Source organism: Streptomyces sp. NPDC045899 (assembly GCF_056431485.1).
The window spans coordinates 132163-154602 of the sequence record NZ_JBWKKP010000008.1; the positions used below are offsets into that span (position 1 = coordinate 132163).

The 22440-nt window shown below is 72.9% G+C and carries 23 protein-coding genes; 14 read left to right on the forward strand and 9 right to left on the reverse strand.

Annotated elements, in window-relative coordinates; genetic code table 11:
• Nucleotides 1-9: 9 nt before the first annotated feature.
• A complete protein-coding gene (locus AC07FT_RS14470) occupies nucleotides 10-438 on the reverse strand; it encodes a DUF7144 family membrane protein (RefSeq protein WP_431772077.1) in 429 nt (142 codons plus the stop codon).
• 230 nt (nucleotides 439-668) lie between these two features.
• Between AC07FT_RS14470 and AC07FT_RS14475 the strand changes: the two genes are divergently transcribed.
• The 6 genes from AC07FT_RS14475 to AC07FT_RS14500 all read left to right on the forward strand — a co-directional run bounded on the left by AC07FT_RS14475 (nucleotide 669) and on the right by AC07FT_RS14500 (nucleotide 8042).
• Complete coding sequence (locus AC07FT_RS14475) at nucleotides 669-3422, forward strand: SpoIIE family protein phosphatase (RefSeq protein ID WP_479176507.1); 2754 nt, start codon at nucleotides 669-671, stop codon at nucleotides 3420-3422.
• Between the two features lie 341 nt (nucleotides 3423-3763).
• Nucleotides 3764-5338 (forward strand): sensor histidine kinase, encoded by a 1575-nt coding sequence (locus AC07FT_RS14480; RefSeq protein ID WP_479176508.1) that lies wholly within the window; start codon nucleotides 3764-3766, stop codon nucleotides 5336-5338.
• Nucleotides 5339-5352: 14 nt separating this feature from the next.
• Nucleotides 5353-5778 (forward strand): roadblock/LC7 domain-containing protein, encoded by a 426-nt coding sequence (locus AC07FT_RS14485; RefSeq protein ID WP_479176509.1) that lies wholly within the window; start codon nucleotides 5353-5355, stop codon nucleotides 5776-5778.
• Nucleotides 5775-6134, forward strand: a complete 360-nt coding sequence (locus tag AC07FT_RS14490) for a DUF742 domain-containing protein (protein ID WP_479176510.1) — start codon at nucleotides 5775-5777, stop codon at nucleotides 6132-6134. Before AC07FT_RS14485 ends, AC07FT_RS14490 begins: the two co-directional genes overlap by 4 nt.
• The gene (locus AC07FT_RS14495) at nucleotides 6115-6729 is read left to right on the forward strand and encodes a GTP-binding protein (RefSeq protein ID WP_471192257.1); all 615 of its coding nucleotides are present in this window, start codon (nucleotides 6115-6117) and stop codon (nucleotides 6727-6729) included. The genes AC07FT_RS14490 and AC07FT_RS14495 overlap by 20 nt, the downstream gene beginning before the upstream one ends.
• Before the next feature lie 56 nt (nucleotides 6730-6785).
• Complete coding sequence (locus AC07FT_RS14500; protein ID WP_479176626.1) at nucleotides 6786-8042, forward strand: cytochrome P450; 1257 nt, start codon at nucleotides 6786-6788, stop codon at nucleotides 8040-8042.
• An 87-nt stretch (nucleotides 8043-8129) separates the two neighbouring features.
• Here AC07FT_RS14500 and AC07FT_RS14505 read toward each other — a convergent pair whose 3' ends face one another.
• The 4 genes from AC07FT_RS14505 to AC07FT_RS14520 form a co-directional block, all read right to left on the reverse strand.
• Nucleotides 8130-8852, reverse strand: a complete 723-nt coding sequence (locus AC07FT_RS14505) for a DUF305 domain-containing protein (protein ID WP_479176511.1) — start codon at nucleotides 8850-8852, stop codon at nucleotides 8130-8132.
• Nucleotides 8849-9517, reverse strand: coding sequence for a DUF3105 domain-containing protein (locus AC07FT_RS14510; RefSeq protein ID WP_479176512.1), 669 nt, complete (start codon nucleotides 9515-9517; stop codon nucleotides 8849-8851). The genes AC07FT_RS14505 and AC07FT_RS14510 overlap by 4 nt, the downstream gene beginning before the upstream one ends.
• Before the next feature lie 68 nt (nucleotides 9518-9585).
• Nucleotides 9586-10035 (reverse strand): hypothetical protein, encoded by a 450-nt coding sequence (locus AC07FT_RS14515; protein ID WP_479176513.1) that lies wholly within the window; start codon nucleotides 10033-10035, stop codon nucleotides 9586-9588.
• Nucleotides 10036-10139: 104 nt separating this feature from the next.
• Nucleotides 10140-10499, reverse strand: coding sequence for an ArsR/SmtB family transcription factor (locus tag AC07FT_RS14520; protein WP_254752316.1), 360 nt, complete (start codon nucleotides 10497-10499; stop codon nucleotides 10140-10142).
• Nucleotides 10500-10586: 87 nt separating this feature from the next.
• Between AC07FT_RS14520 and AC07FT_RS14525 the strand changes: the two genes are divergently transcribed.
• From AC07FT_RS14525 to AC07FT_RS14545, 5 genes are all read left to right on the forward strand, one after another.
• A complete protein-coding gene (locus AC07FT_RS14525; RefSeq protein WP_479176514.1) occupies nucleotides 10587-11693 on the forward strand; it encodes a cation diffusion facilitator family transporter in 1107 nt (368 codons plus the stop codon).
• Between the two features lie 82 nt (nucleotides 11694-11775).
• Complete coding sequence (locus tag AC07FT_RS14530) at nucleotides 11776-12507, forward strand: response regulator transcription factor (RefSeq protein WP_479176515.1); 732 nt, start codon at nucleotides 11776-11778, stop codon at nucleotides 12505-12507.
• Nucleotides 12504-14039: a sensor histidine kinase gene (locus AC07FT_RS14535; RefSeq protein WP_479176516.1), complete on the forward strand. Its 1536-nt coding sequence runs from the start codon at nucleotides 12504-12506 to the stop codon at nucleotides 14037-14039. The genes AC07FT_RS14530 and AC07FT_RS14535 overlap by 4 nt, the downstream gene beginning before the upstream one ends.
• A 44-nt stretch (nucleotides 14040-14083) precedes the next feature.
• Nucleotides 14084-14560, forward strand: coding sequence for a hypothetical protein (locus AC07FT_RS14540; RefSeq protein WP_479176517.1), 477 nt, complete (start codon nucleotides 14084-14086; stop codon nucleotides 14558-14560).
• Nucleotides 14557-14796 carry a hypothetical protein gene (locus tag AC07FT_RS14545; protein WP_479176518.1) on the forward strand — a complete coding sequence of 80 codons (240 nt, stop codon included), beginning with the start codon at nucleotides 14557-14559 and terminating at the stop codon, nucleotides 14794-14796. Before AC07FT_RS14540 ends, AC07FT_RS14545 begins: the two co-directional genes overlap by 4 nt.
• A 74-nt stretch (nucleotides 14797-14870) precedes the next feature.
• Here the strand turns inward: AC07FT_RS14545 and AC07FT_RS14550 are convergent, their stop codons facing one another.
• From AC07FT_RS14550 to asnB, 3 genes are all read right to left on the reverse strand, one after another.
• Nucleotides 14871-15272, reverse strand: coding sequence for a hypothetical protein (locus AC07FT_RS14550; RefSeq protein WP_432014681.1), 402 nt, complete (start codon nucleotides 15270-15272; stop codon nucleotides 14871-14873).
• Nucleotides 15273-15381: 109 nt separating this feature from the next.
• A complete protein-coding gene (locus tag AC07FT_RS14555; RefSeq protein ID WP_479176519.1) occupies nucleotides 15382-17010 on the reverse strand; it encodes a cellulose binding domain-containing protein in 1629 nt (542 codons plus the stop codon).
• A gap of 402 nt (nucleotides 17011-17412) precedes the next feature.
• On the reverse strand, nucleotides 17413-19263 hold the full coding sequence (asnB, locus tag AC07FT_RS14560) for an asparagine synthase (glutamine-hydrolyzing) (RefSeq protein WP_479176520.1): 1851 nt from the start codon (nucleotides 19261-19263) through the stop codon (nucleotides 17413-17415).
• A gap of 278 nt (nucleotides 19264-19541) precedes the next feature.
• Between asnB and AC07FT_RS14565 the strand changes: the two genes are divergently transcribed.
• Nucleotides 19542-19673 (forward strand): hypothetical protein, encoded by a 132-nt coding sequence (locus tag AC07FT_RS14565; protein ID WP_479176521.1) that lies wholly within the window; start codon nucleotides 19542-19544, stop codon nucleotides 19671-19673.
• A 40-nt stretch (nucleotides 19674-19713) separates the two neighbouring features.
• Nucleotides 19714-20277 carry a hypothetical protein gene (locus AC07FT_RS14570; protein WP_479176522.1) on the forward strand — a complete coding sequence of 188 codons (564 nt, stop codon included), beginning with the start codon at nucleotides 19714-19716 and terminating at the stop codon, nucleotides 20275-20277.
• A 232-nt stretch (nucleotides 20278-20509) separates the two neighbouring features.
• Here AC07FT_RS14570 and AC07FT_RS14575 read toward each other — a convergent pair whose 3' ends face one another.
• Complete coding sequence (locus AC07FT_RS14575; protein ID WP_479176523.1) at nucleotides 20510-21400, reverse strand: PhzF family phenazine biosynthesis isomerase; 891 nt, start codon at nucleotides 21398-21400, stop codon at nucleotides 20510-20512.
• 75 nt (nucleotides 21401-21475) lie between these two features.
• Here AC07FT_RS14575 and AC07FT_RS14580 point away from each other — a divergent pair, with 75 nt between their 5' ends.
• Nucleotides 21476-22363, forward strand: coding sequence for a LysR family transcriptional regulator (locus AC07FT_RS14580; protein ID WP_479176524.1), 888 nt, complete (start codon nucleotides 21476-21478; stop codon nucleotides 22361-22363).
• Nucleotides 22364-22440 lie beyond the last annotated feature (77 nt).

Below are 22440 nucleotides of genomic sequence, written 5' to 3' on the forward strand. Positions count from 1 at the left end.
CGAGCGCGCTCAGGCCGTGCTGCGGCTCTCGCCGGTGCACAGCGCCCAGATGACGAAGCCGTCCACGACGAGCAGCACCATGGCCCACACCGGGTAGTACGGCAGCCAGAGGAAATTGGCGATCAGGGCGAGTCCGGCGAGCACCACACCGGTGACCCGCGCCCACATCGCCCCGGTGAACACGGCCAGGCCGGCCACGACGAGGACGATGCCGAGGACCATGTGCACCCAGCCCCATCCACTCAGATCGAACTGGAAGATGTAGTTCTGGGTGGCGACGAATACCTGGTCATTGGAGACGGCCGCGATGCCCTGGAACAGGGTCATCAGACCGCCGAAGATCATCATGACCGCGGCGAAGACGAACCGTCCGCTCACGTCGCCGTGCGTGCGCGGGGTGGCGGCTCCTGTGTGAACTCCACCGGCGTGACTGGCCATTTCGGGCTCCTTCATCAGGCGCTATCGAAGACCACATGGTCCCGATGAGGGGCAATTCAGGTGAAATGTCCCTTATTCAGGTTTACACAGACCACCCGGGTCGGCACCCCGCGTGGTGAAGGTCCGCCGGGGTGATGGAGGGTCACTCCCTCATTACGGAATGTGTTCGAGGCGGGTGGCGGCCGGGCGGGAACTCGCCTTCCGTGGGTGCGCGGTGTAGATGTAGGGGTATGGCCCGGTTTATGGGTCGATCGTGGGCTGGCCGTATGATCCCCGGTCGGCGCCCACGGAGTCAGCGGCGTGAGCGCCCGGAGGTGGCGGGGCGGCGCGCGCGGTCGCGGCTGAGCGTCCGCAGCGTCGCCGGTCAGGTCTTCGTCCTGCAATTGGTGATCGTGCTGCTGCTCGGCGCCGCGGCCACCGTGGCACTGGTGCTCCAGGTGCGCCATGACGCCGCCGAGGAGGCGCAGGGGCGTTCGCTGGCCGTCGCCGAGACGTTCGCCGCGTCCCCCGGGATCATCTCGGCGCTGCAGAGCCCCGATCCGACCGAACGGCTCCAGCCGAAGGCCGAGGCCGTCCGCAAGAAGTCCAACCTCGACTTCGTCGTGGTCACCGACAACCAGGGCATCCGGATCACCCACCCCAACCCCGAGCGCATCGGCCAGCACTTCATCGGCACCATCAAGCCCGCGCTGGCCGGCCGACCGGTGATCGAGACCGTGAACGGCACCCTCGGCGAGGTGAGCCAGGCGACCGTCCCGGTCTACGACCACCACCGCCATGTCCTGGGGCTGGTGAGCGCCGGGATCCTGGTCAAGAAGGTGAGCGGGCTGGCCGACCGCCAGCTCCCGCTGCTCATCGGCGCCGTCCTCGCCTCGTTCGCCCTCGCCACCGGCGGCACCGGGCTGGTCAGCAGACGGCTCAGACGCCAGACCCGGGGGCTGGACCCGGTCGAGATGACCCAGATGTACGAGCACCATGACGCGGTGCTGCACTCCGTCCGCGAGGGGGTGCTGATCGTCGGCGGCGACGGCCGTCTGGTGCTCGCCAACGACGAGGCGTCCCGGCTGCTGGACCTGCCGCCACGGCCCGAGGGGCGCCCGGTGGACGACCTCGGTCTCGAGCCCCAGATGGCCGATCTGCTGATCACCCGGCGGGTGGTCACCGATGAGGTGGTGGTGGCCGGTGACCGGCTGCTCGCGGTGAACAACCGCCTCACCGACCGCGTCGGCGGGCCGCCCGGCAGCGTCGCCACCCTGCGCGACTCCACCGAGCTGCGCGCCCTCTCCGGCCGCGCCGACGTGGCGCAGAAGCGGCTGAAGCTGCTGTTCGACGCCAGTGTGCAGATCGGCACCACGCTCGATGTGGGCCGGACCGCGGAGGAGCTGGCACAGGTGGCGGTGGACCGGTTCGCCGACTACGTCACCGTCGATCTGGCGGAGCCGGTGCTCCGGGGCGAGGAGCCGCTGCCGGTGAGCGGGGTGGAGATGGTGCGGGCCGCGGTCTACGGCGTCCGCCGCGACCATCCGTTCTACCCGGTCGGCGAGCACTTCACGTTCGTCGCCTCCACCCCCCAGGCGTGGGGCTACGGCAGCGGGCGGCCGGTGGTGGAGACCGATCTCGCCGCGGCCCCCGGATGGCAGGCCCAGGACCGCGAGCGGACCGCCAACATCATCGAGCACGGGGTGCGGTCCCTGGTCACCGTGCCGTTGCGGGCCCGCGGTGTGCTGCTGGGGATGGTCAACTTCTGGCGGATGAAGGAGCGCGAACCCTTCGAGGACGAAGAGGTCTCCCTCGCCGAGGAGTTGGCCTCGCACGCGGCGGTGTGCATCGACAACGCCCGCCGCTACACCCGCGAGCACACCATGGCGGTGACCCTCCAGCACAGTCTGCTGCCGCGCGCCCTGCCCGCCCAGAACGCCCTGGACGTCGCCTTTCGCTACCTCCCGGCGGAGTCGGGGGTGGGGGGCGACTGGTTCGATGTGATCCCGTTGCCGGGCGCCCGGGTGGCGCTGGTGGTGGGGGATGTGGTGGGTCATGGTCTGCACGCGGCGGCGACGATGGGGCGGCTGCGGACGGCGGTGCACAACTTCTCGACGCTGGATCTGCCGCCGGACGAGATCCTGTCGCATCTGGACGATCTGATCGCCCGTATCGACCAGGACGAGAGCCCCCGCTCCCTCGAGAGGGTCGGGGGCCTGGAGGCCGCGGGTGAATCGATCATCGGCGCCACCTGTCTGTACGCGATCTACGATCCGGTGACGCGGAGTTGCACGATGGCGCGCGCGGGGCATCCGCCGCCCGCGGTGGTGAGCCCGGACGGTTCGGTGGAGTTCCCCGATCTGCCCGCGGGACCGCCGCTGGGCCTGGGCGGGCTGCCCTTCGAGACCGCCGAGTTCGAACTGGCCGAGAACAGCAATCTGGTGCTCTACACCGACGGTCTGATCGAGGACCGCCGCCGGGAGATCGACACCGGTCTGGAGCTGCTGCGCGACGCCCTCTCCCACCCCGGCCGGAGCCCCGAGCAGATCTGCACCCACGTCCTGGACGAGATGCTGCCCACCACCCCCAGCGATGACATCGCGCTGATCGCCGCCCGGACCCGGGTGCTGGGCTTGGAGCGGGTGGTGGCCTGGGAGGTGGCCTCCGATCCGGCGGTGGTGGCCGAGGTGCGCGCCGGGGTGCTGCGGCAGCTGGCGGAATGGGACCTGGAGGAGTGCGCGTTCACCGCCGAACTGGTGCTGAGCGAGCTGATCACCAACGCCATCCGCCACGCCACCGGCCCGATCCGGGTGCAGGTGCTCCGCGACCGTTCGCTGATCTGCGAGGTGTCCGACACCAGCAGCACCTCACCGCATCTGCGCTACGCGACGACGACCGACGAGGGCGGCCGGGGGCTCTTCCTGGTGGCGCAGTTCGCCGAGCGCTGGGGCACCCGCTACACCTCCTCCGGCAAGGTCATCTGGGCCGAACTGGCCCTGGCCTAGGGCCTGGGGGCGGGGGCCCCGACGATGACGGAGACGTTCACGTTGACACTGTTCCGTGGAGGTCATGTGAGGGTTCCCGCGCTACTGGACGCCATCTCTCCGATCACGGGGCCGATTTCCGGCCTTTCGGCGGAGCGATACGTGACATCACCTCAGAACTGTTCAGCTTTGTCCCGGTGAGCGGCGTGAAGGGACCCCTGGGCGCTGATGTGCCGTCACGGTCCGCGTACTGATCGGTACCGGTCAAAACCGCGTGAGCAGTACTAGCATGTGCCGCCCACGGCTTGATGTCCGCGTGGTCCAGTCTCCACACCACGAACGCGCCCATGAGGACCTGATAGATGTCAGCACATATATCCAGCCACCCCTACAAAGGACCCTCGCTGGCGCGGCAGGCCCTGGCCGTCCCCCTGCTGGCCGTCGTCGTCGCCGGTGGCGCGGGGCTGTGGGTGACGGCCGAGGTGCCCGCCGCGGACCGTACCGCGGTCGCCGTCTTCTGTGGGGTGGCCGCCGTGCTGCTGGCGGTCGCGCTGGCGGTGGCCGCCTTCCGGTCGCGGTCCATCAGCCGCCTCCAGGAGCGGATCACCACGCTGGAGCGGGAGGCCGCGGCGAAGGAGCTGGAGGCCGCCCGGCTCGCTGACGAAACGATTCCGGCCGCGGTGCGGCGGCTGCGCGACGGGGGTTCCGCGGACACCGTGCTGACCCAGGTCACCCGCCCGGTCAGCGCCGCCCACCAGCGGCTGCTGCGGGTGCTGGTACAGGAGATCGGCACCGGTGAGCGGATGCGCGCCTCGGCGATGGCGGCGTGCGCCAACGCCGCGGGCCGGGTCCAGGCGCTGGCCACCACGATGCTCGCCGACCTGCGCGAGATGGAGAACCGGCACGACGAGAACGTCCTCGGCGACCTGCTGAAGCTGGATCACACCACCGCCCAGGCGGGCCGGATCGCGGACTCCATCGCCGTGCTGACCGGAGCCCGCTCCGGCCGCCGCTGGACCAAGCCCATCGTGATGGAGTCCGTGCTGCGCGGCGCGGTCGGCCGGATCAGCGCCTTCCAGCGGGTGCGGGTCCACTCGGCCAGCAACGCCGCGGTGGCCGGATACGCGGCGGAGGGCGTGATGCACGCGCTCGCCGAGCTGATGGACAACGCCGCCAGCTTCTCGCCTCCCACCGAGGAGGTGCATGTGTACGTCGAGGAGACGCACACCGGCGTGGTGGTCACCGTCGAGGACGGCGGGCTGGTCATGGGCCCCGCCGCGCTCGCCCGGGCCCAGAAGGCGGTGTCCTCCGAGACCCTGGACCTGACCACGCTCTCCGGTACCCGGCTCGGGCTCGCGGTCGTCGGCTGTCTGGCCCGCAAGCACGACCTCACCGTCTCCTTCCGGCCGTCCGCGCGGGGCGGCACCGGCGTCGTGGTCCTGATCCCGCAGCAGCTGATCACCCACGTCAACCAGGACGCCGTACTCGAACCGCCCGCCCGCGCCCGCGCCGTGGAGGCGTCCCGGCGGGCGGCGGCCACCGCCTCCGGTCCGGTGGCCGTACGGGCCGAGAGCGCCCCGGCCGAGGCCCCCGCGCCCGAGGGGGCCCCGGCCCCGGAGGCGTCGTCCCCGGCACCGGCCCCCGGCGCCCCGTCCGCCGCGCAGCCCCCGCGCGCGGTCAACGGGCTGCCCAAACGGCGCCGCGGCGAGACGCTGGCGGCGGCCACCCGCTCGGCGCCCGCCCCCGCGCCGGAGTCGGACAGGGCGAAGACCAGCCGTCCGTGCCCCGAGGAGGCCGGAGCACGTTTCGGCGCCTTCCGCCAGGCAACCCGCAAGGGCTCGGCCGCCGGTGCCGCGCGTAACGCCGAGTCGCCGGCGTCCGCAGAGCACACCGAGCCCGCCGAGTCCGTCGAGCCTGCTGAGAACGACCAGCCGTGACAGAAGGAACGCCGATGAACACCACTGACCGCAGCCTGGACTGGCTGCTGGAGAACCTCCTGGAGAAGACCCCGGGTTCACGGCACGCCCTGGTGCTGTCCCGGGACGGCCTCAAGCTGTGTCTCACCTCCGGTCTTTCCGTGGACCAGGCCGACCAGCTGGCGGCCATCGCGTCGGGCATCCAGAGCCTCGCCCACGGCGCGTCCATCGAGTTCGGTGACGGCAGCGGCGGCGTCCGGCAGTCGATGACGGAGTTCCACGGGGGAATTCTGTTCATCGTCGAGGCCGGCGAGGGCGCCCATCTGGCCGTCGTGGCCCATGACGAAGCCGACGTCGGCGTCATCGGCCACAACATGAACGAACTGGTCGAGCAGATCGGCGACTACCTGCGGGCCGCTCCGCGGGCGGCCGCGGGCGGCGGCGCCGGGACCGGCGCATGATCCGAGGGGCGCTCGACAACGAGGACCCGGACCGGCTGTACACCGTCACCGGGGGACGAAGCCGCGCCGACGAGAGCGTCTTCGACATGGTCACGCTGATCGTCAGCGAATGCGAGCCGGTGCCCGGCATGCAGTCCGAGCACGTCAGGATCCTCCGGATGTGCCGCGGTCCGCTGTCGGTCGTGGAGATCTCCTCGTATCTGGACCTGCCCGTCAGCGTCGTGAAGATCCTGCTGTGCGACCTGCTGGACACCGGCCGGATCACCGCGCGCCATCCGCACGCCGCCCGTACCGGCGGACGGCTGCCGGAGCCCGAAACCCTGAAGAAGGTGCTCGTTGCACTCCAGAACCTCTGACAGCGCCGTCGAAGCCCCGCTGCGGGAGAGCGCGAGCGACGGTCTCAAGATCGTGATCGTCGGCGGGTTCGGCGTCGGCAAGACCACGATGGTCCAGTCGGTCAGCGAGATCCGTCCGCTGAGCACCGAGGAGACGATGACGCAGGCGGGCATCGGGATCGACGACGCCTCCTTCGTCCAGCACAAGACCACCACCACGGTCGCCTTCGACTTCGGCCGGATCAGCCTCGACGAGCAGATGGTGCTCTACCTGTTCGGCGCCCCGGGCCAGGAGCGGTTCTGGTTCCTGTGGGACCGGCTGTTCTCCGGGACCCTCGGCGCGGTCGTGCTGGTGGACACCAACCGGCTGGCCGACTCCTGGTACGCGCTGGACCGGCTGGAGCACCACGGCACCCCGTTCATCGTGGCGCGCAACAACTTCACCGAACCGCGGCACACGTTGGAGGAGGTGCGGGAGGCGCTCGACCTGCCGCCCGAGGTGCCGGTGATCGACTGCGATGCCCGCACCCGCGATTCCAGTAAGCACGTGCTGGTCACCCTGGCCCGCTACCTCTACTCCCTGTCCGCCACCTCCGCCGTGGGGAGCACCGTGTGACGACCCCCGAATCCGCCTTCCCGGCCGCGGCGGACGGTCCGCCCGTCGCCGCGGCGGTGCCCGCCGCGGCACCGCCCCCGCCGTCGGCCCCCGCCCCGGGCTGCCCCGTCCACCCGGACGCGGTGCGCACGCACACCGCGCGCTTCCAGGACGACCCCGACGAGCTGTACCGGCAGCTCCGCCGTGACCACGGCCCCGTCGCGCCCATCCTGCTCGACGGCGACGTCCCCGCCTGGCTGGTCCTCGGCTACCGGGAGCTGCACCGCGTCACCTCCGATCCCAAGGTCTTCGCCCGCGACTCGCGCCGCTGGCACGCCTGGGACCGGATCCCGGCCGACTGGCCGCTGATGACCTTCGTCGGCTACCGCCCGACGATGCTGTTCACCGAGGGCGCCGAGCACCAGCGCCGCTCCGAGGCGATGTTCGACGCGCTCTCCTCGGTGGACCAGTTCGAGCTGCGGTCGGGCTGTGAACGGCTCGCCGATGAGCTGATCGACACCTTCGCGGGCAGCGGACGCGCCGATCTGATGGCCGAGTACGCCGGTCAGCTCCCGCTGCGCGTGGTCACCCGGCTGTTCGGGCTGGACGCCTCCGAATCGGCCGCCCTCCAGCGCGACATGCTCGACCTCGCCAACGGCAGTGCGGACCAGGCCGCCGCGTACCAGCGGATGTACGACCGGATGGCGGCGCTGGTGGCCAAGGTGCGGGTCAACCCGTCGCCCGGCATCCCCGAGCGGCTGGCCGCGCATCCCGCGGGTCTCACCGACGAGGAGATCGTCAACGATCTGATCGGCACCGTGTACGCCAGCCACCAGCCCACCGCGGACTGGATCGGCAACGCGCTGCGGCTGATGCTCACCGACGAACGCTTCGCGGTCACCATGGCGGGCGGCCGCCGCAGCGTGGGCCAGGCGCTCAACGAGGTGCTGTGGGAGGACACCCCGGTACCCAACTTCATCGGCCGCTGGGCCGCCGAGGACACCACCCTGGGCGGCCGGCACATCCGCAAGGGCGACTGTCTGGTCCTCGGGCTCGCCGCGGCCAACGCCGACCCCAACGTCCGCCCTGACTTCCGCGCCGGGGCGTCGGGGAACCAGGCCCATATGGCCTTCAGCCACGGTGAGCACGGCTGTCCCGAGCCCGCGCGCGACCTGGCCGAGGTCATCGCGATGGCGGCGATCGAGGTGCTGATCGACCGGCTCCCGGACGTGACGCTGACGGTGGCGCCGGAGGAGCTCGAGTGGCACTCCTCCGCCCTGATGCGCGGGGTGGCCGCCATCCCGGTCACCTTCACCCCGGCGCCGCTGGGCTGACCTTCGGGCCACCGCCGGAACGCGGACGCCCCGGCCGTCCCGGGCCGGGGCGTCGTCGGGGCGGGTGCGCGGGTGCGCGGGTGCGCCCTAGGAGGGGGCGCGGGCGCCGCGCGCCGTGAGCAGGTCGGCCATCAGCGCGATCTCCGACCGCTGTCCGGTGACCATCGTCCTGGCCAGCCGGGTCACGGTGGGGTCGGCGGCCAGCTTCACCGCGCCCCGGGCCATCGCCACCCCGCCCTTGTGGTGGGCGGTCATCAGCCGCAGATAGAGCACCTCGGCCTTCTTGCCCTTGGCCGAACGCAGCTCCTCCAGCTCGGTGTCGGTGGCCATACCGGGCATCAGCGAACCGTCGTGCGGGGTGTAGCGGCCGTCGTCGCCCATGCCCTCCATGCCCTCGTGGTCCATCGGGCCATGGCCCCGCGAGCCGCGCTCCAGCCATGTCATCGGGGGGTCCTCGGAGGTCGTGTCGAGCCCCCACAGATCCAGCCAGCCGAGCATCATCCCGCGCTGGTTGGCCTGGGTGTTGATGATGTCGTACGCGAGCCGCCGCACCTCCTCGTCGTCGGTGCGGTCGCGCACGATGAACGACATCTCCACCGCCTGCTGGTGATGGACGGCCATGTCCCGGGCGAACCCCGCCTCGGCGGAGGTGTCCGAGGGCGTACCGGAGCCGGTGCTGCCCTCCGAACGGTCCGTCATGAGCCACAGCAAACCCACCACGACCAGGGTCACCACCGCGAGCGCGGCCGCGACACCCGCCACCAGGGGCTGGCGCGACGCACGGCCGAACCCGGCGCGGACACCGGTCATGAAGGCTTCCCCCCGGTGCAGGCGGCGCCCGGCTCAGGGGTCTGGTCGCCCTGTACGAACTTCTTGAAGAAGGCGGCCACCTGCGGGTCCGACGCCTTCTCGACGGGGAGCTGATGTCCCCAGGCGTTCAGGATGACCGGGGACTTCTGGTCCGGGTAAGGGCTCATCAGCGAGTACGGGGTGTTCCGCACCCGCGTCTTGAGCGTCGCCAGGTCCTTCGCGTCCGCCTTGTCGGTGTAGGTCACCCACACCGCGCCGTGCTCCAGCGCGTGCACCGCGTACTCGTTCTCCAGCGGCTTGGGGTAGACGTCACCGGAGCAGTTCTGCCAGACCTGGTTGTGGTTCCCGCCCACCGGCGGTGACATGGCGTACTCGACCTTGCCCCGGACGTGGGTCTGGGTCAGCCCCTTCCACGTGGTCATGCCCCGGAACGTGCCGGTGCGCACGGTCTGGGAGGTGACCTTGGTCTGCTTCTTCTCCTTCTTGTCCCCGGCGTCCATCAGGAAGTAGCCGCCGACGGCCAGACCGGCGACGATCACCGTGCAGGAGGTGATGGTCAGGATCCGGTAGCGGCGCTCGCGGGCCTTCTCCGCGCGGCGCAGCTCCTCTATCCTCGCGCGGCGGTCGACCGCCGCGCCCTTCGTGTTCGAGCCCTTGGAACCCATGGCTTCGTCAGTCCTCGCAATGTCGCGCACTGGATGGGTGAAGTGATCGCGTGTGTCCGGACGCCGGTCTAGGTCCGCAGGACCTGGAGCTCATGGAGGCCGGGGGCGTGGACGGAACGGTCGGGCGGGGCTCGTACGGGGTCCGCGGTCCGCGGTGGGACCGGTGGTGGCGCCCCGGTGCGCAGGGGCGGCGCGACGGGCGAGGGCACCAGCGCCTGGCCGGTGCCGTGGGCGCCCGCGACACAGTCGTCGCTGTCGTCCGGTGCGGGACCGGACGGACGGTCCGGCTCGATGTGGACCGGCAGCGGGCCGAGCTCGAGCAGGGTGGCGGCCAGCGCTTCGGCGTGGTGGCCGCACCCCGCGGACGGCGGGCTGTGGTGCGCGGCGGGGTGGACGCACGACGGCATCACCCAGAACACCGCGGCCACCAGCAGGGCGGCGCGCCACAGCCCGAGGAGTGCGGTGCCGCGCACCACGCCCCTGGCTATGCCCCCGGCCGCCTCCCGCCGTCTTCCCATCGCGCCAGATCGTAACCAGTGGGGCCACTGCGACTGAATGGTCACACAGCAGGAATCCGCAGGATCATGCCGGACCCGCTGCGTCCCGGCGCCTCGGCGCCGGGTCAGTCGTGCCGGGGCAGACCGGACAGTTCATGATCGGCGTGGCTGAGGGCCTCGGCGACCAGCCGGGCCAGATGTCCGTCCTGGAGCGCGTAGACCATCCGGCGGCCGTCCTTGCGGGAGCTGACCAGACCGGCCAGCCGCAGCTTGGCGAGGTGCTGGCTGACGGCCGGGCGCGCGGCGCCGCAGGCGGCCGTCAGGGCGGTCACATCGGCCTCGCCCGTGGTGAGGGTGTGCAGCAGCGCCAGCCGGGTGCGGTCGGCGAGCAGCCCGAGGACCTGCGCCGCGCGGTCGAACTGCTCGGCGCTCGGGGCTCGCTGATGCGCACGATGCGCATCTGATAGGTGCATGCGTGCGCTCATACGCACATAATGGCCTCATGGGGGAGGGCGTGTCCAGCGCGGGGGCAGCGAGCCAGTCAGTCAGCCAGTGAACGGAAGGGGAGCGTCGTGGACGACCGGCACGGACACCATGCACACCACGGAGACCACGAGGACAACGGACATCACGGGGACCACGGTCACCATGGCGACGACGGCCACCGGCATGGTGGGGGCGGCGGCCGGTGGGCCCGGCTGCGTCACCGGGCCGGACATCTGCTCCGCCCCCACTCCCATGACTCCGCCGACCGCACCGACCACGCCCTGGAGTCCTCCGCGCGCGGGATGCGCGCCCTGTGGGTCTCCCTCGTGGTGCTTGGCGGCACCGCCCTGGCACAGGCCGTGGTCGTGGCGCTCTCCGGCTCGGTCGCGCTGCTCGGCGACACCGTGCACAACGCGGCGGACGCCCTGACCGCCGTACCGCTCGCCGTCGCCTTCGTCCTCGGCCGCCGCGCCTCCACCCGCCGCTTCACCTACGGTTACGGCCGGGCCGAGGACCTGGCCGGGATCGCCATCGTGCTCACCATCGCGGCCTCCGCCGCGTTCGCCGCCTGGACCGCCGTCGACCGGCTGCTGGACCCGCGCGAGATCAGCCATCTGCCCGCCGTGGCCGCCGCCGCCGTCATCGGCTGCGTCGGCAACGAATGGGTCGCCCGCTACCGCATCCGCGTCGGCCGGGAGATCGGCTCGGCGGCGCTGGTCGCCGACGGCCTGCACGCCCGCACCGACGGTTTCACCTCGCTCGCCGTCCTGCTGGGCGCGGGCGGCGCGGCGCTCGGCTGGGAGCCGGCCGACCCGCTGGTGGGGCTGGCCATCACCGCCGCCATCCTGCTGGTGCTGCGCGACGCCGCCCGCGAGGTGTTCCGGCGGGTGATGGACGCCGTGGACCCGGAGCTGGTCGACACCGCCGAGCGCGCGGTCACCGCCGTCCCCGGCGTACGCGGTGTGGGCGAGCTGCGGCTGCGCTGGATCGGCCACCGGCTGCGGGCGGAGGTCGCGGTCGTGGTGGACGGCGGGCTGAGCGTACGGGAGGCCCACCGGGTCGCCGTCGAGGCCGAACACACCCTGCTGCACGCGGTGCCCCGGCTGACCGCCGCCCTGATCCACGCCGATCCGGCGCCCGTGCCCGGTGCCCCCGACCCCCACGCGCCGCTCGCCCACCACGCCGTCCCGTAGCGGTCGCGGCCGCACGGTGCGCGGACCGCCCGGCCGGGTGTGCCGCCCGGCCCGTACCATCGCGGGCCGGAGGTGGTGCCCCATGGAGACCACAGGTGGCGGACGGGTCCTGGTGACCGACGACGACGCGGCCATCCGGCGCTCCCTGGAGCGCGGACTGCGGCTCAACGGCTTCTCCGTGGCGCTCGCCGACGGTGGCCGCGCCGCCCTCGCCGCGGTGCGCGACCACACCCCCGACGTGGTGGTCCTGGACATCTCGATGCCGGACCTGAGCGGTATCGAGGTGTGCCGGGCGCTGCGCGGGGACGGCAACGACGTCCCGGTGCTGATGCTCTCCGCCCTCGACGAGGTGTCCGACCGGGTCGCCGGACTCCAGGCCGGGGGCGATGACTACCTCGTCAAACCGTTCGCCCTCCAGGAGCTGGTGCTGCGGCTGCACGCCCTGCTGCGCCGCCGTCCGCCCGCGCCCGCCGACCGGGTACGGGTCGGCCCGCTGGAGATCGCCCCCGGGGCGCGCGAGGCGCGGCTGGACGGGACGCCGCTGCGGCTCACCCGGCGTGAGTTCGAACTCCTGGAGGTGCTGGCCCGCAACACCGGGATCGTGCTCACCCGCGACCAGTTGCTGGACCGCGTCTGGGGTTATGACTTCGAGGTGCGCACCGACGCCGTGGACACCTTCGTCAGCTATCTGCGGCGCAAGCTGGAGGCCGGTGGCCGCCCCCGCATGCTGCACACCGTGCGCGGCGTGGGCTTCGTGCTGCGCGCCCCCGAGGAAGCCGACGGCCCCGACGCCCCCGGCGGGGGTGCGGTATGAGGCTGGCCACCCGGATCGCGCTCGCCGTGGGCGCCACCGTCCCCGTCCTCGTCCTCGCCTCCGGCTGGGTGCTGCTCCGGCTCGTCGCCACCGACCTCCACCACGAACAGGACGCCCGGCTGCGGCGCGCGGCCCATTCGGTGACCCCCGAGGCACGGGCGCTGCTGCGCGCCACCGCCTCCGGCCGCCCCGAGGCCCGGCAGAACCGCGAACGGCGGCTGCTGGGCTCGGCGCTGGACCTGGGCATCCGGCTCGGCGGCCCCCAGGGCACCGTCGCCGCGGGCCCTCAGCCCGACGACTCCGTGGCCCTGCCGGAGGCGACCGGACGGCCGGTCACGGTGCGCGCGGACGACACGAGCTGGCGGGCGCTCTCCCTCACCGTGCAGATCCCGGCACGCAACGACCGGCCCGCGGCGCGCGGCACCCTGTGGCTGTTCTCCCCCGACGCCACCAGCGAGGCCGAACTCGCCCTGGTCCGGCGCCGGGTGGTGACCGTGGCGCTCCTCGCCGCCCCCGTCGCCGGGGCGCTGGCCTGGGCCGCCGCCTCCGGCACCGTGCGGCCGCTGCGCCGCCTCCAGCGCCGCACCAGCGGACTCGATCCGCGGACCAGCCCGGCCCGGCTGGACCACCGGCGGACCGGGATCACCGAGGTCGACGATCTGGCCGCCACCCTGCGGACCGTCCTGGACCGCTACGACCAGCAGGCCGTGCGCACCGCGCAGGCGCTGGAGACCGCCCGCTCCTTCGCCGCGGCCGCCTCGCACGAACTGCGCACCCCGCTGATGAGCATGCGCACCAACCTCGACATCCTCGCCGAGTACCCCACGCTCCCCGCCGCCGACCGCGCCGAGGTGCTGGCCGACCTCGGCGACGAGCACGAGCGGCTGCTGCGGCTGCTGGTGATGCTGCGGACCCTGGCGCAGGGCGATCTGGTGGAGGCGGACGCCTTCGAACCCGTCGACCTCGCCGAGGTGGTGGAGGCCGCAGCCGAGGGGCTGCGCCGCCACTTCGGGGCCGAGGTGCGGGTCGACGCCGTTCCGGGACTGTGGGCGCTCGGCTGGGAACAGGGGCTGCGTTCGGTGGTGGACAACCTGCTCACCAACGCGGTCACACACGGCACGTCGGAGGGCCGGCCCACGCGGATCGACGTGGCGCTGGGCCGGGCGCGGACACCGGACGGTCCGGCCGCGGTGCTGACGGTCGACGACCGGGGGCCCGGCATACCGCCCGAGCACCGCGAGGAGGTCTTCCGGCGCTTCCACCGCCGTCCGGACAGCCCCGGCTCCGGGCTCGGACTCACTCTGATCTCCCAGCAGATCGCCCTGCACCGGGGCTCGGTGGAGGTGACCGACCGGCCCGACGGGCTGCCGGGGGCGCGGATCGCCATCCGGCTGCCGGTGCTCGCGGACGGGCCGGGGACGGCCGTCGGCGCGGGTGGGGCCACGCTGCCGCTGCTGCGCCGGGACTGGTACTCCGGGCCCGCCCCGCACCCGGGGAGCGGTCCACAGGAATTCCACAAAGAGCGTCCCTAGCGTCCGGTCCGACAGGCAGCTACGGCCTACGGAAGGACGACACCATGCACCGCGGAAAGAGCGCGGCCGTGGCCCTCGCGGCCACCGCAGCCCTGGTCGGCACGGCGGGTCTCGCCCAGGCGGACGGCGGCGCCCCGGCGTCGAGCCCGACGGCCACCCCCAGCGCGGACGCCAAGGGCGGCGACGGCAAACGGGACGGGGGCAAGGGCAAGCGCGGCAGGGGCGGCAAGGTGACCGGGGACGGCGCCAAGGGGCTGTGCAAACGAGCCCCGAAGATCGACAAGCGGCTGGAGCGCGCCCTGAAGCGGCTGCGCGGACCGGAGACCCGGCGCGGTTCGATCGACCGCGTCAAGAAGCGGATCGAGAACGCGAAGAAGGCGGGCCACACCGAGGTCGCCACCTTCCTCAACGACCGGCTGAAGTTCCGCAAGGCGCTGGTCCCCACGCTGGAGAAGCGCCAGAAGGACCTGGCCAAGGTCCAGAAGTGGTGCACCGCGCAGCAGAACGGGACCTCCTCGTGACCCGCCGTACGGCGGGGGCCGGACTCGCCGCGGCGGTGCTCTGCGCCGCGCTGGTCACCGGCTGCGGCGGCGGATCGGACGACGCCGGGGCATCGTCCGATCCGTCCTCGGATGCCACCTCCTCGGCCACCACCCCGGCCCCTTCCGCCTCCGAACTCGCGGATCTGAACCGGCTGGTGGACGACGCCGAGTCGGCGGCGAACGCGGCGGACTCCGACGCGCGGAAGAACGGCTGACGGCGGCGGGCGGCGGCGGGCGGACCAGCGGTGTGTCCGCGGGTCCGCCCGCGTCCGTCCCGCCCCCGCCCCGGTCACACCTTGCTGACCGGGGCGATCAGTCCGGCCACCGACCCCGCCGGGACCGGATTGGCGTGCGCGCTCACCAGATCGCCGCGCTCCAGGAAGCCGGTACCGCTGACGTCGACGTGGACCCGCAGTCCGTAGGCGTCCCCCGGCACCAGTTCACCGGGCACCTTGACGCTGAACGGGACGTGGCCGCCCGGGCTCAGCGGTACGTCGGTGAGCACCTGCGCGCCCACCACCGACGAGGGCATGTCCGCACGGGACACATTGCGGACCTCCACCACCACCCGGGCCGCCTGCCCCGCCGGGGCGTCGGCGGGCAGGGACACGATGCCGCTCAGGACGCTGCTCATGCCGGGCCGCCGCTCATCGCTCACCTCGCCGTGGGGGAAGGAGGGCTTCTCCCGCATTCCGCCACAGGTTCGACCGCGGCCGGAGGTCTGGTTCGGCCATCCGGGTGGTTCGCCACCCCCGGAAAGCCTCGCTCCTACGGACGTTTCCGCAGGTCGGAGCGGTGACTCAGCTGGAGCAGGGGCTGCCGCCCAGGGCGATGGCCCGGGGTACCTCGGGGCCGTCCGCCGCGTCGGCCGTGAACCCGAAGGTGATCGTGCCGCCCGCCGTCACCCGGGCGTTGTAGCTCTCCGGGGTCACGGTCACCTCATCGCCGTCCCGGGTGTACTGCCCGTCCCACAGATGGCTGATCTCCTGGGAGCCGGGCAGCGTCCAGCTGACCCGCCAGGTGTCCAGCGCCTTGCGGGAGGTGACGATGACCTCGGCCTCGAAGCCGTCGGGCCAGGAATCGGTGATCTTGAAGTCCGCCGTGCAGACCGGCCGCGAGGACGGCGCCGGGGGATCCTCGCGCCGGTGGCCCGCGGTGGATCCGCTGTTCTTCCCGGGCTTCGAGGGGTGCTGGGAGCGCGGGGGCTTGGTGGGGTCGTCGTCCTTGCCGTCCTTGTCGTCCCCGGGCGGTTCGGGGCTGGTGGACCGGTCGCGGTCACCGGGCGCGGTGCCCGGCGGCACCCCGTCCGGCAGTGAGGTGGCCGGATCGCGCGGTGCCGCCCGGTCCCGGTCGTGGGAGGTGCCGGTGCTGGTCAGCGTGACCAGTCCGGCGAGCAGCACCACCGCGGTCGCCGACAGCAGCACCGTGGTCCGGGTGCCGCGGGCATGCCTGCGGACGGCCCGGCCGCCGTGCGCTCCATGGGCGCCGCCCCTGCGGCGGAACCGTCTGAGCCACGGCGCGTCGAACCGGTCCAGCAGCCGTTCCCATAAGCGCGGCCGGACCGCGTCCGGGGTCGCCGCCGAGCGGGTCTGCCGGCCGGCGCCGGGGGTCCGCGCGGCGACCATGCGGCGCCGTTCGAGATACGGATGGCCGCCCCAGCCGAGGACCCCGCCCGCGAGCGCGCCGGGCAGTCCGCCGCCGTGCAGGTAGAGACAGGCGGACGCCTCCCGGCACCGGTGGCATTCGGCCAGGTGGTCCCACAGGTCGGCGGGCGACGGGGCGTCGGGCGAACGCGTCGCCGCGTCCAGCAGTTTGGCGTAGCTGGCGCACTCCGCGCCGGTCAGGGACTCCACGTGGTTGCGGCGGCAGCGCTCGCGGAAGGCGTGCCGGACCCGGTCGACCTCCTCGGCCGCGGTCACGGTGTCACAGCCCAGTTCGCGGGCGACCGCCGCCACGTCCAGGCACTCCACCTCGACCGACCACAGCAGCGCGCCGTCCTGCTCCGGCAGGTCCCGCAGCCCGCGCAGCGCGAGCGGCTGCTCCCGGCGCGGTACGGCGTAGCGGGCGGCCTGGTCGGAGTCGAGCCAGCTCCGCAGATCGGAGTTGAGCCGGTCGCCGTGACGGTTGGCGTGCCAGTCGGCCGCGGTCTTGCGCACGGCGGCCAGCAGCAGCGGCAGCCAGGGCAGCCGCTGCCAGCCGCGGGTGCGCAGATTGCGGGTCTGCCGGATACCGCGCCGGAACGCCTCGGTCGCCAGCCGCATCCCGTTCTCGGGGCTGGTGGTGCACAGTTCGGCGTAGTCGGCGACGGCGTCCCAGTAGGCGTTGAGCAGGGCGGTCGGCGAGACCTCGCCGTCGGGTCCCTGGGTGGGCTGGGCGGCGTGGCCGAGCGGCACGTTCGCGCCGTCACGGAGAGATGAGTGGTGGGGCATGGGGGCAGATTCCTCACTCATGAACAGCGGCGCCCCCGCCGGGGGCCAACCCTCTCACATCAGGCCGCGGGGGTGGGCAGCCAACAGCACGGGACTGCCTCGGAGTTCGGGATTCCCCTTGTGGGGCGCGACGAGCCTTTCACGGCGTGAGCAGGCTGACAAGAAGATCGAGGAGTCCCGGTGGGGCGGGGTGGCCCCACCTGAACGGGCTGTTCGAGCGGTCGGATCGAGGTTAACCCCGGTGCTGCGGGACCGAAACCCCTGTGCGGCGACCCGGGATGGGGAGCTCCCGGGCCGCCGCGGAGGGGAACGGCGGCGGGGCGACGGGGGTTCGCATGCGCCGCGTCCCGCGGGGTGGATCCGCCGGATCGGATGGATCGGGTGGATCCGGGATCCGGTTGCTCAGAGGGCCAGTTCGACTCCGTAGCGCCGCAGCCAGGAGTCGACGCCGAGGGCCATCTCCATGGCCTGCCGGGACTCATGGCCCGTGCTCCGCACGGCCCGTCCGGCGGCCTCCTGGTCGACCAGCGGCCGGGCCGGGGCGTCCGGGTCGGCGAGCAGGTTCCGGACCTGGCCGCGCAGCGCGTCGGCGTACCGGGTGTCCTGGGTGCTGGGGTAGGGGCTCTTGACGCGGTCGGCGACGACGTCCGGCAGGACGTCCCGGGTGGCGGCGCGCAGCAGCGACTTCTCCCGGCCGTCGAACGTCTTCAGCGACCAGGGGGTGTTGAACACGTACTCCACCAGCCGGTGGTCGCAGAACGGGACCCGCACCTCCAGGCCGACCGCCATGCTGATCCGGTCCTTGCGGTCCAGCAGGACCTGGACGAACCGGGTGAGGTGCATATGGCAGATCTCCCGCATCCGCCGCTCGGTCGCCGACTCGCCCTCCAGGTGCGGGACCTCGGCCAGCGCCTGGCGGTAGCGGGCGTCCCGGTAGCCCTCCAGATCGATCTTGGCGAGCAGGTCCCGGCTCATCAGCCCTTCCAGACCGCCGGTGTCGGTGCCGGTGAAACCGGTGTTGCGGAAGGAGTGCAGCCAGGGGAAGGTGTCCGCCCGGACGGCGTCCTCGTCGTGGAACCAGCGGTAGCCGCCGAACACCTCGTCCGCCGACTCACCGGACAGCGCGACCGTGGAGCGCTTCCGTATCTCCTGGAAGAGCAGATACAGCGAGGTGTCGCCCTCTCCCAGCCCGAACGGCAGATCGCGCGAGGTCAGCACCGCGGCACGATGGGCCGGATCCATCAGGGTGGCGGTGTCCAGCACGATGTCCTGGTGGTCGGAGCGGGCGTGCTCGGCCAGCGCGTGGGCGTACGGGCCGTCGGGGGTGGGGCGCAGCGCGTCCGCCGTGAAGTTCTCGGTCTGCCCCGCGAAGTCCACCGAGAACGACCGCACCGGTCCGTTCCCCGCCCCGGCCAGCCGCCGGGCGGCCAGCGCGGTGATCGCCGAGGAGTCCAGTCCGCCGGAGAGCAGCGTGCACAGCGGTACGTCGGCGATCAACTGCCGTTCCACGATGTCGTCCAGCAGCTCCCGCACCCGCCGGACGGTGGTCTCCCGGTCGTCGGTGTGCTCCCGCGCCTCCAGCGCCCAGTAGCGCCGCTCGGTCAGCCCGCCGCGGCGCACCCGTACGACATGGCCGGGCCGCACCTCGTGCATCCCCCGGTACACCGCGTGCCCCGGCGTCTTCACGAACCCCAGCAGCTCGGCCAGCCCCTCACCGTCCACCACCGGCCGCACCCCCGGATGCGCCAGCAGCGCCTTGGGCTCGGAGCCGAACAGCACCCCGTCGGCCGTCGGCCAGTAGTAGAGCGGCTTGATTCCCAGCCGGTCCCGCACCAGCAGCAACTCCTGCTCGCGCGGATCCCACAGCGCGAACGCGTACATCCCGTTCAGCCGCCGGACGAAGTCCTCGCCCCACTCCAGATAGGCGTGCAGGGCCACTTCGGTGTCGCTGCTGGTCCGGAACGCGTGCCCGCGCGCGGTCAACTCGCTGCGCAGCTCCCGGTAGTTGTAGATCTCCCCGCTGTAGGTGGTCACCAGCACCGTGCGCCCGTCGCGCTCGACCGCCATCGGCTGCCGGCCGCCCTCAAGATCGATCACCGCCAACCGCCGGTGCCCCAGCGCCGCGTGGCGGTCCACCCACACCCCTTCCGCATCCGGCCCCCGGCAACTCATCGTCCGGTTCATCGCCTCGAGCACCTCACGCTCGGCGGTCAGGTCCCTGTCGTACGAGATCCATCCGGTGATACCGCACATCCGCGGAATCGCTCCCTCCGGTCGGCTCGCCCCGTCACACCGGGGCATGGCTCTTCCTCGCGGGTGACATTTCCGCCGGTCCGACGGCGGAAGGCCCTGGTGCCTCACCGTACGCCGAAGTAATTGCATCTACCACCAGTCGCCTAGGGCAATGAAAACGATCCGGCCACGGAGGAATATGGCCTTCGGCCCCGCTGCCACGGTCCGTCCAAGGCCGAGGCCCGTGCCGAGGCCACCGGCCGGCTGGTCCGGTTGGGCCTGGAGGCGACCGGATCCGGGTGGAGCTCACCGGTGAACCGCCCCTGCTCACCGATCTGACCACGGTGGCCGTCGCCGAACCCGGCCTCCAGCCCGGCCGCACCGTCCGGGCCACCCTCAAGGCCGCCCGGACCCACGCCCATCCGGCCTGAGCCCGTGTGGGGCGTTCACCCCTCGGTAGGGTCCGCACGCATGGACCGACACCGCTCCCTGATGGACCTGCTGCGCGCCGACCGCCGCGCCGCCGAACTGGCCACGCACCCGTTCGACTTCAACCCCGGCTTCTACGAGCACGTCGAACCGGTGCGGCTGGCGTCCGGCGCCCCGCTGGAGGGGATCGGGAAGGACGCGGGCGGGGGCTCGTTCTTCCTGTGCGGGGAGGGCGGCGATGAACGGCCGGTGCTCTACGCCGACTCCGAGGGTTCGGCCGGGATCGTCGGCACGAGCCTCCCCGCGGCGCTGTGCCTGCTCATCGGGGCGCCGTGCCGGGGCGATGCGCTGCGCGAGATCGAGCGTGCGGGGCGGGAGTTCGACGACCGGGAGACCGAGGCCCTGCTCGCCTCGCTCGACGCCGAGTACAGCGAGGACTGCGGTCTGGAGGACCTCGCCGGTGACCGCGCCGAACTCGCCGCACGGCTGGGGCTCGCCCCTCTGCCGTCCGCCGCCCGGCTGCTGGCGATGACCCGCGAGGCGACGGCCCTCAGCCCGTCGTACGCCCTCCTCAACGAGGAGGGCGGGGCGTACGACGGGCTGTGACGAGCGGGGTCACCGGACCGGTGGCGCGCACCGGCCGGCGGGGGCTCTGCCGGTACCGCGTGGCGCCGGGTGGCGGACCGTCGCGCCGACGGCGTGGTGGAACGCGGCGCGGTACGGGCGGGGCCGCGGAACCGGGGGTCCGGTGGTCGACGCGGCCGCCTTCCCGGCGAGCGCCCTGCCCGCGAGCGGGCGGCGGCGCGCGCCGGGTGTTCCGGCCGCGCCGGCGGTGGGGTCAGGACGGGATCGGGACCGCCTGGCCGCTGACGCGGACCTGCGGGTCGTCGGGGGTGACCTCGACGAGGAGGTCGCTGGGGCGGCCCATGTCCTCGCCCTGGCGGATCCGCACCCGCGTCGCCTCATGGATCAGGCCCAGCGTCCGCAGATAGCCGCCGAAGGCGGCGGCCGCGGCGCCGGTGGCCGGGTCCTCGACCACTCCGCCCACCGGGAACGGGTCACGGGCGTGGAAGTCGAAGCGGTCCGGGTCCTCGCGCCACACCAGGTGCACGGTGGTCCAGCCGTGCCGGGTCATCAGCTCCTCCAGCGCGGCGAAGTCGTAGTCCAGCGCGGCCAGCCGCTCCCGGGTGGCGGCGGCCAGGACGAGGTGGTCGTTGCCACCGAAGGAGACGTGCGGGGGCAGGGCGGGGTCGAGGTCGTCCCGGGACCAGCCGAGGGCCTTCAGCGTCGCGTCCAGTTCGGTGTCCGTGGCGGGCCGGGACCGGGTGGGCACGCTGGTGAGGGTCGCGCGGGGCGGTCCGTCGCCGTCCGTCGCGGTGTGCACCCGGATCTCGCCCGACGCCGTGTCGAAGACCAGCTCACCGGGGCCGTCGCGCTCGGCGAGGGCGACGGACGTGGCCACGGTGGCGTGGCCGCAGAACGCCACCTCCGCGCGCGGGCTGAAGAACCGCATCCGGTAGCGGCGCGCGGTCTTATCCCGCTCGGTCAGGAACGCGGTCTCGGAGTAGCCGAGCCGGGCGGCGATGGCGGTCATCGCCGCGTCGTCGAGCGCGAGGGCCCCGGCGTCGAGGACCACCCCGGCGGGGTTGCCGCCCGAGGCGTCGGTGGTGAAGGCCGAGTAGCGCAGTACATCGGTGTCGTTCAGCGGTGCGGTCGTCATGGGAACCATGGTCGTCCGGCATCGTCATCGTGTCCAACGATTACCTTCGCTGAAGCCCATCGAATATCCCGATACCCTGGAAGTGTGGACACTCGACTCCTGCGGACGTTCGCGGCCCTGATGAGGACCGGGAGCTTCACCGCCACCGCCGCCGAACTCCATCTCGCACAGTCAACCGTGACGGTCCAGATCCGCACGCTGGAGCGGGAACTGGGCACCCGGCTCTTCGACCGGCTGCCCTCCGGGACCCTCCCGACCAGCACCGGACGCCGGCTGCTGAAGGAGGCCGAGGACGTCCTGGACGCCGAGGCCCGGCTGCGGGCGGCCGCGGCGGCCGGGAGCGCGGACACGGTGGAGGGGCAGGTCGCCCTGGGCGCGGGCGAGTCCCTGTGCGCGTCCCGGCTGCCCGGCCTCATCGCCTCGCTGCGCCGCAGCCACCCCGGGATCGACCTCGAACTCCACGCGGTGGGCACCGCGGCGGCCGTGGCGGGGCTGCGCTCGGGACGGCTGGACCTCGTCCTGTTGCTGGAGCCGGAGGTGGCCGACCCCGAGCTCACCGCCCGCGCGATCACCCGCGAACCGCTGGTGTGCCTGTCCGGCCCGGACCATCCACTGGCCGGGCGGGAGGTGGGCTGGGAGGAGCTGACGGGGGAGCGCTTCTTCGTCCATGAGCAGGGGTGTTCCTACAGCGACGAGCTGGTCCGCACCCTGCTCGCGCTGCCCGGCCCGGCGCCCCGGCTCACCCGCTTCGGCAGCGTCGAGGCGGCGCGCTCGTGCGTGGCGGCCGGTCTGGGGCTGACCCTCCTCCCCCGCGCGACGGTCGAACGGCAGCTCGCGGAAGGGGAGTTGACCGAGGTCCACACACCGGTCGTACCGCCGGTGCCCGTCCAGCTCACCCGGCACCGCCGCCGCTGGACCAGCCCGGCGGCCCGCGCGGTGGCCGACGAGCTCAGCCGGCTGATGTCGGTGTGAGCGGTCCCGGGACCGGTCCGCGCGCAGCGCACCGCGCGTTGTTCCGTTCGCTCCGGGTTCCGCAGGTCCGGCCCTAC

What these genes read in the sequence shown, in the direction of transcription:
- AC07FT_RS14490 (WP_479176510.1), top strand. Translation starts at nt 5,775, where the DNA reads ATGATCCGAGGGGCGCTCGACAACGAGGACCCGGACCGGCTGTACACC.
- AC07FT_RS14475 (WP_479176507.1), top strand. Translation starts at nt 669, where the DNA reads ATGGCCCGGTTTATGGGTCGATCGTGGGCTGGCCGTATGATCCCCGGT.
- AC07FT_RS14570 (WP_479176522.1), top strand. Translation starts at nt 19,714, where the DNA reads ATGGACCGACACCGCTCCCTGATGGACCTGCTGCGCGCCGACCGCCGC.
- AC07FT_RS14470 (WP_431772077.1), bottom strand. Translation starts at nt 438, where the DNA reads ATGGCCAGTCACGCCGGTGGAGTTCACACAGGAGCCGCCACCCCGCGC.
- AC07FT_RS14520 (WP_254752316.1), bottom strand. Translation starts at nt 10,499, where the DNA reads ATGAGCGCACGCATGCACCTATCAGATGCGCATCGTGCGCATCAGCGA.
- AC07FT_RS14480 (WP_479176508.1), top strand. Translation starts at nt 3,764, where the DNA reads ATGTCAGCACATATATCCAGCCACCCCTACAAAGGACCCTCGCTGGCG.
- AC07FT_RS14515 (WP_479176513.1), bottom strand. Translation starts at nt 10,035, where the DNA reads ATGGGAAGACGGCGGGAGGCGGCCGGGGGCATAGCCAGGGGCGTGGTG.
- AC07FT_RS14550 (WP_432014681.1), bottom strand. Translation starts at nt 15,272, where the DNA reads ATGCGGGAGAAGCCCTCCTTCCCCCACGGCGAGGTGAGCGATGAGCGG.
- AC07FT_RS14530 (WP_479176515.1), top strand. Translation starts at nt 11,776, where the DNA reads ATGGAGACCACAGGTGGCGGACGGGTCCTGGTGACCGACGACGACGCG.
- asnB (WP_479176520.1), bottom strand. Translation starts at nt 19,263, where the DNA reads ATGTGCGGTATCACCGGATGGATCTCGTACGACAGGGACCTGACCGCC.
- AC07FT_RS14575 (WP_479176523.1), bottom strand. Translation starts at nt 21,400, where the DNA reads ATGGTTCCCATGACGACCGCACCGCTGAACGACACCGATGTACTGCGC.
- AC07FT_RS14535 (WP_479176516.1), top strand. Translation starts at nt 12,504, where the DNA reads ATGAGGCTGGCCACCCGGATCGCGCTCGCCGTGGGCGCCACCGTCCCC.
- AC07FT_RS14510 (WP_479176512.1), bottom strand. Translation starts at nt 9,517, where the DNA reads ATGGGTTCCAAGGGCTCGAACACGAAGGGCGCGGCGGTCGACCGCCGC.
- AC07FT_RS14505 (WP_479176511.1), bottom strand. Translation starts at nt 8,852, where the DNA reads ATGACCGGTGTCCGCGCCGGGTTCGGCCGTGCGTCGCGCCAGCCCCTG.
- AC07FT_RS14555 (WP_479176519.1), bottom strand. Translation starts at nt 17,010, where the DNA reads ATGCCCCACCACTCATCTCTCCGTGACGGCGCGAACGTGCCGCTCGGC.
- AC07FT_RS14485 (WP_479176509.1), top strand. Translation starts at nt 5,353, where the DNA reads ATGAACACCACTGACCGCAGCCTGGACTGGCTGCTGGAGAACCTCCTG.
- AC07FT_RS14540 (WP_479176517.1), top strand. Translation starts at nt 14,084, where the DNA reads ATGCACCGCGGAAAGAGCGCGGCCGTGGCCCTCGCGGCCACCGCAGCC.